The organism is Pseudomonas sp. NFACC25, assembly GCF_900100935.1.
Taxonomy (GTDB): Bacteria; Pseudomonadota; Gammaproteobacteria; order Pseudomonadales; family Pseudomonadaceae; genus Aquipseudomonas; species Aquipseudomonas marginalis.
The window spans coordinates 1-13,696 of sequence record NZ_FMUC01000017.1 but is presented as its reverse complement, the minus strand read 5'-3'; the positions used below and the strand labels follow the sequence as shown (position 1 = coordinate 13,696).

Annotated in this window: 15 protein-coding genes; 10 read left to right on the top strand and 5 right to left on the bottom strand. The window is 61.1% G+C overall.

Annotation, left to right across the window (positions count from 1 at the left end; translation table 11 throughout):
* The first annotated feature begins 12 nt into the window (after nucleotides 1-12).
* Nucleotides 13-621: a TetR/AcrR family transcriptional regulator gene (locus BLQ09_RS26930; protein ID WP_027603433.1), complete on the top strand. Its 609-nt coding sequence runs from the start codon at nucleotides 13-15 to the stop codon at nucleotides 619-621.
* Between the two features lie 221 nt (nucleotides 622-842).
* Here the strand turns inward: BLQ09_RS26930 and BLQ09_RS26925 are convergent, their stop codons facing one another.
* On the bottom strand, nucleotides 843-2,270 hold the full coding sequence (locus tag BLQ09_RS26925) for an aldehyde dehydrogenase family protein (protein ID WP_027603434.1): 1,428 nt from the start codon (nucleotides 2,268-2,270) through the stop codon (nucleotides 843-845).
* 254 nt (nucleotides 2,271-2,524) lie between these two features.
* Nucleotides 2,525-2,908: a winged helix-turn-helix transcriptional regulator gene (locus tag BLQ09_RS26920; protein ID WP_027603435.1), complete on the bottom strand. Its 384-nt coding sequence runs from the start codon at nucleotides 2,906-2,908 to the stop codon at nucleotides 2,525-2,527.
* Between the two features lie 102 nt (nucleotides 2,909-3,010).
* Between BLQ09_RS26920 and BLQ09_RS26915 the strand changes: the two genes are divergently transcribed.
* Both BLQ09_RS26915 and BLQ09_RS26910 read left to right on the top strand, forming a co-directional pair.
* Nucleotides 3,011-4,129, top strand: coding sequence for an NADH:flavin oxidoreductase (locus tag BLQ09_RS26915; protein ID WP_027603436.1), 1,119 nt, complete (start codon nucleotides 3,011-3,013; stop codon nucleotides 4,127-4,129).
* Between the two features lie 274 nt (nucleotides 4,130-4,403).
* Nucleotides 4,404-5,147: a YkgJ family cysteine cluster protein gene (locus BLQ09_RS26910; protein ID WP_027603437.1), complete on the top strand. Its 744-nt coding sequence runs from the start codon at nucleotides 4,404-4,406 to the stop codon at nucleotides 5,145-5,147.
* A 63-nt stretch (nucleotides 5,148-5,210) separates the two neighbouring features.
* Here the strand turns inward: BLQ09_RS26910 and gspJ are convergent, their stop codons facing one another.
* Both gspJ and gspH read right to left on the bottom strand, forming a co-directional pair.
* Nucleotides 5,211-5,816, bottom strand: coding sequence for a type II secretion system minor pseudopilin GspJ (gene gspJ / locus BLQ09_RS26905; protein ID WP_027603438.1), 606 nt, complete (start codon nucleotides 5,814-5,816; stop codon nucleotides 5,211-5,213).
* A complete protein-coding gene (gspH, locus tag BLQ09_RS26900; protein ID WP_027603439.1) occupies nucleotides 5,813-6,274 on the bottom strand; it encodes a type II secretion system minor pseudopilin GspH in 462 nt (153 codons plus the stop codon). The genes gspJ and gspH overlap by 4 nt, the downstream gene beginning before the upstream one ends.
* Before the next feature lie 68 nt (nucleotides 6,275-6,342).
* Between gspH and BLQ09_RS26895 the strand changes: the two genes are divergently transcribed.
* Nucleotides 6,343-6,774 (top strand): type II secretion system protein N, encoded by a 432-nt coding sequence (locus BLQ09_RS26895; RefSeq protein ID WP_027603440.1) that lies wholly within the window; start codon nucleotides 6,343-6,345, stop codon nucleotides 6,772-6,774.
* Nucleotides 6,775-6,778: 4 nt separating this feature from the next.
* Here BLQ09_RS26895 and gspI read toward each other — a convergent pair whose 3' ends face one another.
* Nucleotides 6,779-7,165: a type II secretion system minor pseudopilin GspI gene (gene gspI, locus BLQ09_RS26890; RefSeq protein ID WP_027603441.1), complete on the bottom strand. Its 387-nt coding sequence runs from the start codon at nucleotides 7,163-7,165 to the stop codon at nucleotides 6,779-6,781.
* A 137-nt stretch (nucleotides 7,166-7,302) separates the two neighbouring features.
* Here gspI and gspG point away from each other — a divergent pair, with 137 nt between their 5' ends.
* The 6 genes from gspG to BLQ09_RS26860 all read left to right on the top strand — a co-directional run.
* Nucleotides 7,303-7,752: a type II secretion system major pseudopilin GspG gene (gspG, locus tag BLQ09_RS26885; RefSeq protein ID WP_027603442.1), complete on the top strand. Its 450-nt coding sequence runs from the start codon at nucleotides 7,303-7,305 to the stop codon at nucleotides 7,750-7,752.
* 8 nt (nucleotides 7,753-7,760) lie between these two features.
* Nucleotides 7,761-8,684 (top strand): type II secretion system minor pseudopilin GspK, encoded by a 924-nt coding sequence (gene gspK / locus BLQ09_RS26880; protein WP_027603443.1) that lies wholly within the window; start codon nucleotides 7,761-7,763, stop codon nucleotides 8,682-8,684.
* The gene (gene gspL, locus BLQ09_RS26875; protein ID WP_027603444.1) at nucleotides 8,681-9,820 is read left to right on the top strand and encodes a type II secretion system protein GspL; all 1,140 of its coding nucleotides are present in this window, start codon (nucleotides 8,681-8,683) and stop codon (nucleotides 9,818-9,820) included. The genes gspK and gspL overlap by 4 nt, the downstream gene beginning before the upstream one ends.
* A complete protein-coding gene (gspM, locus tag BLQ09_RS26870) occupies nucleotides 9,813-10,322 on the top strand; it encodes a type II secretion system protein GspM (RefSeq protein WP_027603445.1) in 510 nt (169 codons plus the stop codon). Before gspL ends, gspM begins: the two co-directional genes overlap by 8 nt.
* Nucleotides 10,319-12,649: a type II secretion system secretin GspD gene (gspD, locus tag BLQ09_RS26865; protein WP_027603446.1), complete on the top strand. Its 2,331-nt coding sequence runs from the start codon at nucleotides 10,319-10,321 to the stop codon at nucleotides 12,647-12,649. The genes gspM and gspD overlap by 4 nt, the downstream gene beginning before the upstream one ends.
* 46 nt (nucleotides 12,650-12,695) lie before the next feature.
* A partial coding sequence (locus tag BLQ09_RS26860) for a GspE/PulE family protein (RefSeq protein ID WP_092359175.1) occupies nucleotides 12,696-13,696 on the top strand: 1,001 nt, incomplete at its 3' end.

Below are 13,696 nucleotides of genomic sequence, written 5' to 3'. Positions count from 1 at the left end.
AACGGAGGATTTATGAGCGGTAAACCGCAATATGACGAACGTGCAGTCCTGAAGGCGGCGACGGCTGTTTTCTGGCGGCATGGGTACGCAAACGCATCGGTCAGCGATCTGACTGAGGCAACGGGGTTGTCTCGATCAAGCCTGTACCAGCGGTTCCATGATAAGGATGGGCTCTTCAACGAGACGCTTCAGCTATATACCGACCGTGTATTAACGCGAATGAGATCGACCCGGGCACAGACCTCCAGGGCGAGCATAGACGCGCTGCTACGAGAGTTTCTTCCGAAGGAATTTGGCGTGGAGCGTCCGCCTGGTTGCCTGATATCTCGCAGTAACGCTGAGCAAGAAGACCTCACTGCCACAGGAAAGAAAACCGCGAATTTTGCGGCTTGTCAGCAGCGACAGATTTTTGTGGATATTTTGACTCATGGCCGGTTGGAGGGTGAGATAGGGCAGCATGTCGATTTGGATCTACTGGCTTGGTATTACTTCGGAATACTGCAGGCTGTGGTAAATCTGCCTTCAGTCGGGGCGACTAACCAGGTACTTGGCGGCCTCATTGATGTCGCGATGTCAGCATGGCCTGAGAGCCAAGATAGTTCGGGTACTGAAACGATATGAGTGAGTAACCCCGATGGTCGGGGTATCTTTTCCGCAGTCGCGCCTGGGCATCTGATAAGTCTGCCCCGTGCTAAATAACGGTGAGTAGCGGTACGTGATCATACCGCTACGTCATCTAAGCCATAGGTGCCGATTTATAAAGCGTAACCGAATGTCCTGGCATGGTTGGTTGGTGTTTGACGGTTACTCTGCCCATGGCCGCATGGCCGGCAGCAGGCATGTCACACCGCCCGGCGAAAGCCGACGATCGCTTTGGTTTCGAGAAAATCGCCGAACGCAACTTCTCCCCATTCACGACCGTTACCCGACTGCTTGTATCCCCCGAACGGGGCCGCCAAATCCATGTCGGCATAATTGAGCGTGACTTGTCCGGCCCGAAGTTTACGCGCCACTGCCTCGGCGGCTGCATGTTCGCCTTGAACATAAGCGGCAAGGCCGAATACGGTGTCATTGGCGATCGCCACGGCGTCGGCTTCATCGGCATAACCGATGATGACAAGCACCGGGCCGAAGATCTCCTCGCGGGCGATAGTCATGTCATTCGTCACGTTGGAGAAGACGGTCGGCTGCACATAGAAACCGGTGTCGAGCCCTTCGGGTCGGCCGAGACCACCTGTTATCAGCGTTGCACCTTCTTCGATGCCGACCTGGATCAGGTTCTGGATCTTGCGCCACTGTGCCTCGGAGGCGACCGGACCCATTTTCGCGTTACTTGCCGGGTGTCCGACAACCCACTGCGCTGCCGCCGTGCGCGCGAGATTGGCTACCTCATCCATTCGTGTAAATGGAACAAGCATCCGTGACGGCGCATTACATGATTGACCGCTGTTGAGCATCATTTGAGCCACGCCTGCCGCCACGGCTGACGGAAAATCGGCACTCGGCAAAAGGATGTTCGGCGACTTTCCGCCCAGTTCCTGGTGTACGCGTTTCACCGTCAGTGCAGCATTGCGCGCTACCTGGATGCCGGCGGGGGTGGATCCAGTAAACGAGACGAGATCGACTTCAGGATGGCCCGTCAGTGCGTCGCCAACACCTTTGCCGTCTCCATGTACCAGATTAAAAACACCGGCTGGTACACCGGCATCATGCATGATTTCGGTAAAGATCGTCGCCGAGAAGGGCGACACTTCAGAAGGCTTCACCACCATCGTGCAGCCTGTCGCCAACGCTGCGGCCACCTTGCAGGTCAACTGGTTGAGCGGCCAATTCCATGGCGTGATCAACGCACAAACGCCAATCGGCTCGCGTACGATCTCAGTGGTGCCCATCTCGTGTTCGAAGCTGTATTTGGCTAACGCGGCGCGAGCGATTTGAATGTGGGCCAGGCCGGCCGTGACTTGCAATTGCTCGGCAAGCCATAGCGGTGCGCCCATTTCGTCGGACACTGCTGTCGCAAGATCCTGTGCGCGCAACTGGTAGGCCGCGATGATTCGATCAAAGAGTGCAAGACGCTCCTCAACCGATATTTGCGAGAACGTCTGGAAGGCGGCTCTTGCCGCCGCGACCGCTTTATCGACATCGAGGGGGCCGCCGAGCGCAACCTGGCCGGCAACCGTTTCGTCAGCCGGATTAATGACATCCATTACGATATTGCCAGCGGGCTCCACCCACGAGCCATCGATGTAAAACTGAAGATTTTCGCGCATTTTAGTCCTCGTCATATTGGGCTTTCCAAAACAGGTCAGGCCGTTGGGATCAGCGCTGCCGCGTCGATATCGAAGGCGCTTGGCCAATCGTCGAGAGTCGCAGAGAGGCGTTGATCAAAGGTCGCAATAAGGCATCGAAATGCGGCCATCTTGGGCGACCCTTACAAGGTATACGCGATAAACCTGGAGTCAATTAGGCACTTAAAGTAGCGTTGGTAGGTTCAGGGATACCGCGGGCAAACCTGCGAAGGCATTCACTCCGCCAGGCTTACCTGCGCGGCCTCGTCAAACTTCAACCGGGCCGTTTCAACCTCAGGCAATTTGTCGAGCGTCCATTTATGCAATTCGCGAAATGGCTGCTGCAGTGTTCGACCCAGTTGGGTGATCTCATACTGGACTGCCACGGGCGAAAACGAGATGACCTGGCGCGAGACAAGACCATTTCGTTCCAGTCGCCGCAGGCACTGTGTCAGGGCCTTCTGAGTGACGCCCTCGAGGCGACGCTTGATGGCGTTAAAGCGATGCGGCCCGTCATCAAGTACCGCCAGAACCATCATCGACCACTTGTCTGCGATTTGGTCGAACAGCGCCCGGCTTGGGCACTCCGACGAAAAACATTGCGGCTTTAATTCCAGCATCGAAGTTTCCTCATGTATACCTAGGCGATTCTAGGTGCCTAATTGACATTTAGTTTACAAAATATACTTATATGGTTTCCAAAAGCAAATGGAGTCCATCCAATGTCAAACCCAGATACCAGCGTTTTATTTCGTCCTCTTTCCATCCGCTCGCTTGAACTGAAAAACCGGATTGTCATGTCGCCGATGACCAGGCAATTTTCCCCAGAGGGCATCCCTGGTGAAGGTAGCGCTGCCTACTACCGGCGGCGGGCTGAGGGTCGGGTCGGATTGATTTTGTCAGAAGGCACCGTCATTAATCGTCCCGCTTCACGTAACGGTCCCGGTATTCCTTTTTTTCACGGTGAAGCAGCGCTGGCCGGATGGAAGAACGTGATCGATTCTGTTCACGCTGCCGGGGGCCGTATGGGGCCGCAACTCTGGCACACCGGCGCAGTGCGTGACGTCAGCGGCTGGGAGCCTGATGCGCCGGTTGAAAGCCCGTCTGGCCTCGATTCGCCAAACGTCCCTCGCGGTGTGGCGATGAGCGAGGAGGATATTGCAGACGCAGTTGCTGCGTTCGCCCAGGCGGCGGCGGATGCCAGGCGCCTGGGTTTCGACACCGTTGAGATCCATGGGGCGCATGGTTATTTGATCGATCAGTTCTTCTGGGCCGGCACCAATCTGCGCACCGATCGTTATGGCGGACCGACGATCAAAGAGCGCTCCCGTTTTGCCGCTGAGATCGTGTCTGCTGTGCGTCATGCGGTCGGGCCCGAATTCCCCATCATCATGCGCGTCAGTCAATGGAAGCAGCAGGACTTCGGGGTGCGCCTCGCCGAGACGCCTGCACTGATGGAAGACTGGCTGCTGCCGCTGGTTGAAGCGGGTGTGGATGTTCTGCATTGCTCACAGCGACGCTTCTGGGACCCTGAGTTCCCCGAAATTGATGGTGAGAACGGGCTGAACTGCGCGGGCTGGGCGAAGAAAGTCACTGGCGCCACGACCATCAGCGTCGGTTCGGTCGGGCTGGATAATGATGTTACTCACGCATTCGCCGGCAAGGGATCGACCCCTGCGAGCCTGGATCGGCTTGTCGAGCGAATGGAGCGCGAAGAGTTTGATCTGATCGCAGTAGGGCGTGTTCTGCTGAGTGACAAGGATTGGGTCGCCAAAGTGGAAAAAGGCGATTACGCAGATCTGAAGGGCTTCAATCCGGCATCTTTAGCCGAATTGGTTTAAGCCTTGGACCGGATTTCGGGCATCTACGTGCGAGTCGTAGAGGCCCGGAGTCCGGGTGATACGGCGTCGCCACGGATGATGCCGAGCGATCTGGCAAGCGGTGGCGACCTGTCATGGGAAGGGGTGTTCAAGTATACCAGGTAGGGATTCAGTGCCTGATTGAAGCCAGGTATACAGCCTATATCATTGGTTTCTTTAACCATCGCCTCTACTGGAAGTTTGGAAGCGAGAAACAGGATTGATCATGACACCTATAAGCCAATCAGTGACGCCCATGAAAAACAACGTCACGCGGTTTACCTGCAATGGGTGTGGAACTTGCTGTAAAGAACGTCTTATCCCTCTGACGCTTCAAGAGGCCGAGGAATGGTTAAATCGCGGTGGTAACGTCGCAGTCATACTCGAAGCTTTCGACACATCAGTCTTCCCGTTGCCAGGGCACTACAACCACAGCGTGCAACGCGCGGTCGATGTGGCCAGTGGAGAGGCACGTATTCAGGTCATTGCCATTTTTGCGGGTAACGCACTGACCCAGTGTCCAAGTCTAGGGGAGGATAATCGCTGCACGATCTATGAAGATCGACCGCTGGTGTGTCGAATCTATCCGATGGAAATCAATCCATTTCTAACCCTGCGCCCCGAAGAAAAGGTCTGCCCGCCGGAAGTCTGGGAGTCGGGAGAGGTACTATGGTCTGACCGTGTAGTTGATCCTGTCCTGGAGGATCAGATTCAACGCTCCCGGCAGGCTGACCGCGACGATGCCAAGGCAAAAGTTTCAGTCTGCGCGGCGCTGGGGATAAGTGTTGCCGCTTGGAAAGGCAACGCGCTGGCTGTTTACTTAGCCGACCGTGCGCAATTGCAGCAGGCCATCAGTCTCGTTCGCGCGGGAGGCGACGTACCGGCCAATGTGTCCTGGAAAGTCCGCGTCGATGATGCAGACCTTCACACTCGTCTGCAGGGGGCAGGTGTTGAACTGGATCTTCGTGCACAGACTGAATACATCTTTCACTCGCTTTAGTCGGAGAGCTCAGTGCTTTGCCCGCTCCAGGGCGTGTGGATACCTTGGTCGTCGCTGACTCGCTTATTGCAGCGGCCCCACCACTTGCCGATAACGTTCTTCCCCCTGCGGCGTCTGGCGGGTCAGGCTGATTTCCAGGCCGATGGGATCGGCTTTACGGTTGCCGGCCAGCTGACGCCAGCCTTGGCCCGGTTCCCAGATGCGCACTTGCAGGTCGCTGACACCGGATAAGACGGCCACTGCTTTTTTGGGCGCAGGTAACGGGTATCGATCACTGGCTGCGGATGTGGCGCGGTACAGCGTGTCACCCTCCAGCCACCAGCGCACCCGTTGCAGACCGTTTTCGGGAAGGGCTGCGTTACGAATCACGTTCAGTTGAAAATCATGCTGGTCGGAGCTGCGAACGCTGATTGCGGCGAGACCGTCGGGCTGTTCGTCATCGTTCAAGGCTGGCGTTCTCAGTTCAACGCTGGCGCGCAGGGCCAGGTCGCGGTCCAGCTGGTTGAGTGTGCGCAACAACGCTTCGGTTTGTTCAGTGCTGGCCTGCAGATGGCTGTCGGCACGGCTCACGCTGTCGAGGCCGCGCCAGGCAATCAGGCTGACAATGGCCATCAGCATGATCGCCACCATGACTTCGATGAGGGTAAAGCCGCGCTGGTGAGTTTTCATGGTGCATTTGCCACGCGTATCTGGCCGGTCGCCGTGCGTTGAATGTCGAGGCGGTGCTGGCCATCCGAAAGCTGCAGTTGCAAGGGCGAGGCAAACCATTCGGCATTCAGCACCACCGATTGCCTGGGGGTTACCCGCACGCTCATCGAGGGGGTTTCCCAGGCACGGGGACGCAGTTGCGGGTCGCTCATGAAGTGATCCCAGCCCTGGCCAGACTCGTGGCGCCGACTGAAGCGAAACCCTTTAGTGTCGGCCCGCCACGTGATGGGGCGGCCGTCGGCCCGGGCTTCGGCCTGGGCGATCTGCAGCATCTGGACCACGCGGTTGGCGTCCTTGCGCAGCAATTGCAACGGGTCGGGTTTGATGCTCAGGCTGATCGCCGCCGAGGCGATGCCGATGATCACCAGCACCACCATTAATTCGATCAGGGTGAAGCCTTGTTGATTGGCCTTGGTCATGACACAACGCTCCTTCGTCGTGGGTCTCTCCTGTAGACTGCCCGGCAGGACAACAAGGAGGTTTTGTCTTGGTCGCTATTTTTCGTTTGACCGCGCCGCGAGTGGTGCAGGCAGTGGCATTGGCCACGGCGCTCGCGGGGGTGCTGGTCTGGTCCTCCGTGTTGCTGACATCGGCCGAGTCCCAGGTGCCGCCGGTCGAGCCGCCGGTTTTGGCCGCTCGCCCGGATACCCCTGCGTTGCAGTGGTTTTCCAACCAGCCGGCGGTGGTGGACATCAAGGTCTCCGGCCTGATGGCCGGCGCGCGCGGGGCGGTGGCGATCCTGAGCCTGAACGAGGGGCCGCCGCGCAGTTTTCGGGTGGGCGAGTCATTGGCCCAGGGTGTGCGCCTGGCGGCGATCGAGGGCGATGCAGTAGTGATTGAGCGGGGCACGCAGCACACCCGCATCAAGGTCAGCACGCTGCCGGACTCGGTGGTGCTACCGCGCTTGACCCGACCCTGAACGCTCATTGGGGCGTTGCCTTCGGCGGGTTGAGCAGCGTTTCCACCCGCGCCAGCGGCGGCGCCTCGCGCTTGCGCTCCGACACCAGCAGGGTGACGCGCATCAGGCGTCCATCGGCGCTCGGTGCGATGCTCTGTTCGCAACGCAACAGCAAGCGGCCCTGATCACAGTCAAACGCTTTGTGCCCCCTGGGCAGGCGTCCCTCCAGGCGCAGTTCGGCGAGCCTGCCCTGGGCCGACAGCAGCGCCATCGAGCGGTCGCGCAGCAACCCATTGCTCTGGGTCATCAAGCCTGCAACGCGGACCGCCGCCGCCATCGCCACGGCAATGATCGCCAAGGCCACGAGCACCTCGATCAATGTAAAACCCTGCTCCTTGCGCGACAGCTCCATGGGTCACTCTTGGCGTAAAAACACGCCGTAGAGTAGCACTCAGGGAGCCGCGGGCAGAGGCCAATTATTTTTGCTATCCAGATAGTTAGTTTTGTTACACTGCGCGCCGAATTAGGATCGAGCCAAGGATGGTGGATATGGATTTCGCGCGCATCAAATATGGGCCTCGCGCCCGCCACGCTCAGCAAGGGTTCACGCTGATCGAGATCATGGTGGTGGTGGTCATCCTCGGCATTCTGGCGGCGATTGTCGTGCCTAAAGTGCTGGACCGTCCGGACCAGGCCAGGGCGATTGCGGCCAAGCAGGACGTCGCCGGCCTGATGCAGGCGCTCAAGCTTTATCGCCTCGACCACGGCACCTATCCCAACATGAACCAGGGCCTCAAGGTACTGGTCGAGCGCCCGGCAGATGCAAAAAATACCAACTGGCGTTCTTACCTGGAGCGCCTGCCCAACGACCCCTGGGGCCGTCCTTACCATTACTTGAATCCCGGCGCGAACGGCGAAGTCGACATCTTCTCCCTCGGTGCCGACGGACAGCCTGATGGCGACGGTGTGAATGCCGATATCGGATCCTGGCAGCTCTAAGCGCGGCCATGAAATCACACTCGCCCACCGGGGCGAAACAGCGCGGCATGGCGATTATCAGCGCGATGCTGATCGCGGCGGTGGTCGCTGTGTTCGCCGCCGGCATGCTCACCCGCCAGAGCGTTTTTACCCGTTCGCTTGAGGCCGAGCAGGCGCGAGTGCAGGGCAGTGCATCACTGCTGGGCGGCCTGGAAGTCAGCCGACGATTGCTCCGGGACGCCCGCGAGCAGGATGTGCTGACGCGGCTTGACCAGCCATGGGCCCGGCCGATCAACACCGCTCAGGACGGCGAATTCGAAGGCCGCCTTGAGGACCTGCAAGGCAAGTTCAACCTGCGCAATTTAATCGCCCAAGAGTCTGTTGATCTCGGGCAGATGCGCAGCTTTGAGCGGTTGTGCGAGATGATCGGTGTCGAGGCCCGCCTGGCGCAGCGCATCAGCCAACGCGTGATTGCAGCCTACCCACATAGGCCGGTTGCCTCAACAGTGGGGCAGCCGCCCCCGCCATTACCCGCCACCCAGCCGATGCTGCGCAGTCTTGATCAATTACGCGGTATCGAAGGCCTCAATGAGCGGGTCCTGGCGCGGCTCGAGCGTTACGTCAGCATTCTTCCGGTCAACACCTGGGTCAACGGCAATACGGCCAGCGCTGAGGTGCTGGCCGCGGTGGTGCCGGGTTTGTCCTGGGCGCAGGCCAAGGCGTTGGTCGCCGAGCGCGATCGCGGCCAGTGGTTTATCAATCGCGGCGACTTCGTTAACCGTGCGCGATTGCCCAACTTGAACGTGGATCACCTCAACGTTGGGATCACCAGTGAGTGGTTCCTGCTCCAGGGGCAGGCCCGCCGCAATCAGCGCCGTGTGCACCTGGCTGCGCTGCTGCATCGTCCGGAAGACGCAATGCCCAGGGTGATCTGGTCGAGACTGGGCGTATGACGCGCCTGCGCCTTGCCTTGCCGCCGCTGGAGTCCTTGACGTCGGACACCGAGCTTGAGTTCGCGCAACTGGACCGCAAGGGGCACGTCAGCCATACCGGCATCAGCACCCTTGGCCAGCTGGGACAACGGGTCAAGTCTCAGGCCGTCGAGTGTTTCCTTCACCCCATGGACACGGTACTTACTCGCATCGAGCTACCGCCGCTGTCAGCGTCCCGTATCGATGCGGCCGTTACCTGCGCTGCGCAGGCGTTGATCCTGGGGCCCAGCGAGCAGATGCATGTGGCGCACAGCGCTCGCGATACCGATGGACAGGTGCACCTGAGCTGGCTGCCCAAGGCTGTACTGGATCGCCTCGGTCAGTTGCTTGGCCTGCACGGATTGAAGCTGGGCGGCCTGTATCCGGCGCCTTACCGCTTAGCCGTGCCAGCGGCCGGGCAGGTCAATGGGTGTGTGGTAGAGGGCCAGTTGCTGCTGCGTTTCAGCCTCGCCCATGGGGCGGTGGAACCGTTGGTTGAGGACCGTCTGGAAGCGCTCGCCGCCAGCGGCGAAAGTGTGCTGTGGCCCGTGGACCACCAGCGCTGGAACGGCGCTGCCCCTGGCTGGGGATTGCACGCCGGGGTCGGCCGGCGCACTGTACCGGCGGCCGGTTGGGGGCGGGCGTTGGGCTGTTGTGCGTTGGCCGTGGGTGTCTGGGTGGCCGGGCTCAACCTTTACGCCGCCCGCGAGGTTGCGCAAGGGCAGCAGCTCAAGCAGCAGATGAGCCAGCGCGTGAAGCACGCATTTCCCGAGCTGCCGGTGATTCTCAACCCTCTGCAACAGGCCCGCCAGCAGTTGGCGATCCGGCAAGGGGGCGGGCCCGCGCAGCTCAATCACGACTTTGCTTACCTGGTGCAGCAAGCCGCCATGGCGCTGCCGTTCATGGCTGGCAGCGTCCAGCAGCTGACCTTCAGCGAGCGCCAGTTGCAGCTGCAGATGACCGCCGAAGCCACTCCCGCTGCCGACGGCGCTGTACAGGCTGCGCTGAGCCAGGCGGGCCTTTCCGCCCACCGCAACGAGCGTATCTGGACGCTGAGCGCGCTGGCCGAACCCGCGTCGGGAGAGGGTGATTCCAGCGTGGAAAACGACGATGAATAATCCGCGGCTGATGGCCTTCAAAGGGCGCTGGAAAGCGCTGGCCCCGCGGGAAAAAACCATGCTCAGCGGTGCGGCGGTGTTTCTCGCCAGCCTGTTGGTCTGGCTGTCGCTGATCCAGCCGGCGCTCAAGAACATTGACTATTGGCAAGCCGAAACCCCGAAGCTGCGCGCCCAGAGCCAGGCACTGGCGCTGTTGCTTCGCGAGGTCACCACGCCTGTCGGGCTGGACCTTGAGCACTCATTGCGGCAATCCCTCGACGCCGCCGGACTGGCGGGACACTACCGGTTGCAGGCCCAGGATCTGTCCTGGCAACTGACACTGGACGCGGCCCCCGCCGATGCGGTGCTCGGCTGGTTATTGAGTGACCCCAGGCAATTTTCGCTGGACGTGGTGGAGGCCCGTTTGCAACGCGCCAGCGAAGCCTCGGCCGACAACACGGCAGGCACTCTCACAGGAACCGTCCGTATGGATCGGATGCACGGCGCTAAGGAAGCATCATGAAGTGGTCAGGTTCCCATTATGTACGCACGGCTGCGCCGTTTCTGTTGCTCGCACTGAGTGCGTGCAGCGCGCAGCCCACGGCGGATTTACCCCAGGACAGTGAGCTCGGCCTGCCCCTGGCCACCACCCAGCGCAGCGGCGATGCCCTGGTAGACCGGCAGCGTGCGCAAGTGCAAATCGAACGGCAGTCGCGGCCCTTGCACAAGGTTACCCACCCCGCACGTGGCGGCGGTGCCGATCACAGCGGCGTGGCGCCGAACAAACCCTTGGGCGATCAACCGGTCACGCTGAATTTCGTCGAAGCCGACATTCAAGCCGTGGTGCGGGCGTTGTCCCGTGCGACGGGGCAGCAGTTCCTGGTCGACCCGCGCGTCAAGGGCTCCCTCACGCTGGTTTCCGAAGGGCAGGTGCCGGCGCATCAGGCCTACGACATGCTGCTGGCGGCACTGCGCATGCAGGGCTTCAGCGTGGTGGATGTGGGAGGTATCGCGCACGTGGTGCCCGAGGCCGATGCCAAGCTGCTCGGCGGGCCGATCTACAGTGCTGACAAGCCGGGCGGCAGCGGCATGCTCACGCGCACCTTCCGCCTGCAATACGAAAACGCGGTGAACCTGATCCCGGTGCTGCGCCCGATCGTTTCGCCGAACAACCCGATCAACGCCTATCCGGGCAACAACACCATCGTTGTCACCGACTACGCCGAGAACCTGGCGCGGGTGGCGCAGCTTATCGACGGTATCGATACCCCGAGCGCCATCGACACCGACGTGGTGCAGGTTCAAAACGGGATCGCCGTGGATATCGCCGAGATGGTCTCGCAACTGCTGGAGCAGCCGGGCAGCGATCCGACGCAGAAAATCACGGTGGTGGGCGACCCGCGCTCCAACGCGATCGTGATTCGTGCCGGCAGCCCGGAGCGGACCGAGTTGGCGCGTAACCTGATCTACAAGCTGGATAACGCCCAAGCCAACCCAAGCAATTTGCACGTGGTGTACCTGCGCAACGCCCAGGCCGCGAAACTGGCGCAGTCGTTACGCGGTTTGCTGACCGGTGAAAGCGACAGCGGTGGCGGTGACAATGCGCGGTCGGCCCTCAGCACAATGGGTGCCAATATCTCCGGCAGCCAGACCGGGCAGGGCAGTGGCCAAGGCAGTACCACCAGCGCCAATGAGTCGGCGCAGACGACCGGCAGCTCGAGCAGCCAGCCCGGCGGGCAAACGAGTGAGCAAAACGTCGCCTTCACCGCCGGTGGCGTGACCCTCCAGGCCGACTCGACCACCAACACCTTGCTGATTTCTGCCCCGGAGCCGCTGTACCGCAACCTGCGTGAAGTCATCGACATGCTCGACCAGCGCCGCGCCCAAGTGGTGATTGAAAGCCTTATCGTTGAAGTCGGCGAGGACGATGCCAATGAGTTCGGCGTGCAGTGGCAGAGTGGCGACCTGGCCGGCAAAGGCGTGATTGGCGGGACTAACCTGGGCGGCGCGGGGTTCAACCTGAATGGCAAGACCAGCGTTGACGTGCTGCCCGGCGGGCTCAGCCTCGGCTTCATCAACGGTACCGTGGATGTGCCCGGCATTGGCAAGGTCATGGACCTCAAGGTGTTGGCCCGCGCGCTTAAAAGCAAAGGCGGCAGCAACGTCCTGTCGACGCCGAACCTGCTGACCCTGGATAACGAGGCGGCCAGTATTTTTGTGGGCCAGACTATTCCGTTTGTCAGTGGCAGCTACGTGACCGGTGGCGGCGGTACCAGCAATAATCCGTTCCAGACGGTCACCCGTGAGGAGGTCGGCTTGAAGCTGAATGTGCGCCCACAAATCTCTGAGGGTGGCACGGTCAAACTCGATATTTACCAGGAAGTCAGCAGCATCGATGAGCGCGCGTCCAGCAGCGCCGCGTCGGCCGGCATCGTCACCAACAAGCGCGCGATCGACACCAGTATTTTGCTCGACGACGGGCAGATCATGGTCCTCGGCGGCCTGCTCCAGGACGGTTACAGCCAGAGCAATGAAGCCGTGCCGTGGCTGTCGAGCATTCCGGGGCTGGGTGTGCTGTTTCGCAATGAGCGCCGGGCGGTCACCAAGACCAACCTGATGGTGTTCCTGCGCCCGTATATCATCCGCGACAGTGGTGCCGGACGCGCGATCACCCTAAACCGCTATGACTACATGCGCCGTGCCCAGGGCCATTCCCAGCCGGAACACAGCTGGGCGATGCCGGATGTGCAGGCGCCGCAGTTGCCGGTGGTGGAGAAGGGGATTCCGGGCGGGCAGCAGCAGGGGCCGAGGGCGGTGATTCGGGCGGTGCCTGTAGGTGCACGACCGTGAGCCTGCTCTACGCAGGACCAAATCTGTATTCCTGTGGGAGAGGGGTATGAGCCTGCTGCCCTACGCCTGGGCCAAATCCCAACGCATCCTCCTGCGTCCGGGCGACGACGGCATGCTGCTCACCGTCTGCCCCTCCACCCCCGGTTGGTCCATCAGCGAAGTACGGCGCCAGTTCGGCCAGGCCCACCTCGAGCAGGTACGCGACGATGAACTCGATGGCCTCCTCGCCAGTGCTTATGCCGATACGGGCAGCGCTGCCGCCGTGGTGGGCGCGGCGGAAAACGAGGTCGACCTCGACCGCCTGATGCAGGACATGCCCGAGATCACCGACCTGCTCGACACCCAGGACGGCGCGCCGGTGATCCGTATGATCAACGCCTTGCTCACCCAGGCGGCGCGGGACGAGGCCAGTGATATCCATATCGAGCCCTATGAAACCCACTCCGTGGTGCGCTACCGCGTCGACGGCACGTTGCGGGATGTGGTGTCGCCGCGCAAGGCGCTGCATGGTGCGCTGGTGTCGCGGATCAAGATCATGGCCCAGCTCGACATCGCCGAAAAACGCCTGCCCCAGGACGGTCGTATCGCCTTGCGCGTGGCGGGTCGGCCGATTGATATTCGTGTGTCGACCGTGCCCACCGGGCATGGCGAACGGGTGGTGATGCGCTTGCTCGACAAGCAGGCCGGGCGGCTGCAACTGGAGACCCTGGGCATGGAGCCGCAGCTGCTGGCGCGCCTCGACACCTTGATCCGCCAGCCCCATGGCATCGTGCTGGTCACCGGGCCTACGGGCAGCGGCAAGACCACCAGCCTGTACGCCGCGCTGGCGCGGCTGGATGCGAGCACCAGCAATATCCTCACCGTGGAGGACCCGGTGGAATACGACCTGCCGGGCATCAGCCAGATCCAGGTCAACGCCAAGATCGATATGACTTTCGGCCTGGCCCTGCGGGCGATCCTGCGCCAGGACCCGGACATCATCATGATCGGTGAAATCCGCGACCTGGAGACCGCGCAAATCGCGGTGCAGGCCTCGCTCACCGGGCA

What these genes read in the sequence shown, in the direction of transcription:
- BLQ09_RS26930 (WP_027603433.1), top strand. Translation starts at nt 13, where the DNA reads ATGAGCGGTAAACCGCAATATGACGAACGTGCAGTCCTGAAGGCGGCG.
- BLQ09_RS26925 (WP_027603434.1), bottom strand. Translation starts at nt 2,270, where the DNA reads ATGCGCGAAAATCTTCAGTTTTACATCGATGGCTCGTGGGTGGAGCCC.
- BLQ09_RS26920 (WP_027603435.1), bottom strand. Translation starts at nt 2,908, where the DNA reads ATGCTGGAATTAAAGCCGCAATGTTTTTCGTCGGAGTGCCCAAGCCGG.
- BLQ09_RS26915 (WP_027603436.1), top strand. Translation starts at nt 3,011, where the DNA reads ATGTCAAACCCAGATACCAGCGTTTTATTTCGTCCTCTTTCCATCCGC.
- BLQ09_RS26910 (WP_027603437.1), top strand. Translation starts at nt 4,404, where the DNA reads ATGAAAAACAACGTCACGCGGTTTACCTGCAATGGGTGTGGAACTTGC.
- gspJ (WP_027603438.1), bottom strand. Translation starts at nt 5,816, where the DNA reads ATGAAAACTCACCAGCGCGGCTTTACCCTCATCGAAGTCATGGTGGCG.
- gspH (WP_027603439.1), bottom strand. Translation starts at nt 6,274, where the DNA reads ATGACCAAGGCCAATCAACAAGGCTTCACCCTGATCGAATTAATGGTG.
- gspI (WP_027603441.1), bottom strand. Translation starts at nt 7,165, where the DNA reads ATGGAGCTGTCGCGCAAGGAGCAGGGTTTTACATTGATCGAGGTGCTC.
- gspG (WP_027603442.1), top strand. Translation starts at nt 7,303, where the DNA reads ATGGATTTCGCGCGCATCAAATATGGGCCTCGCGCCCGCCACGCTCAG.
- gspK (WP_027603443.1), top strand. Translation starts at nt 7,761, where the DNA reads ATGAAATCACACTCGCCCACCGGGGCGAAACAGCGCGGCATGGCGATT.
- gspL (WP_027603444.1), top strand. Translation starts at nt 8,681, where the DNA reads ATGACGCGCCTGCGCCTTGCCTTGCCGCCGCTGGAGTCCTTGACGTCG.
- gspM (WP_027603445.1), top strand. Translation starts at nt 9,813, where the DNA reads ATGAATAATCCGCGGCTGATGGCCTTCAAAGGGCGCTGGAAAGCGCTG.
- gspD (WP_027603446.1), top strand. Translation starts at nt 10,319, where the DNA reads ATGAAGTGGTCAGGTTCCCATTATGTACGCACGGCTGCGCCGTTTCTG.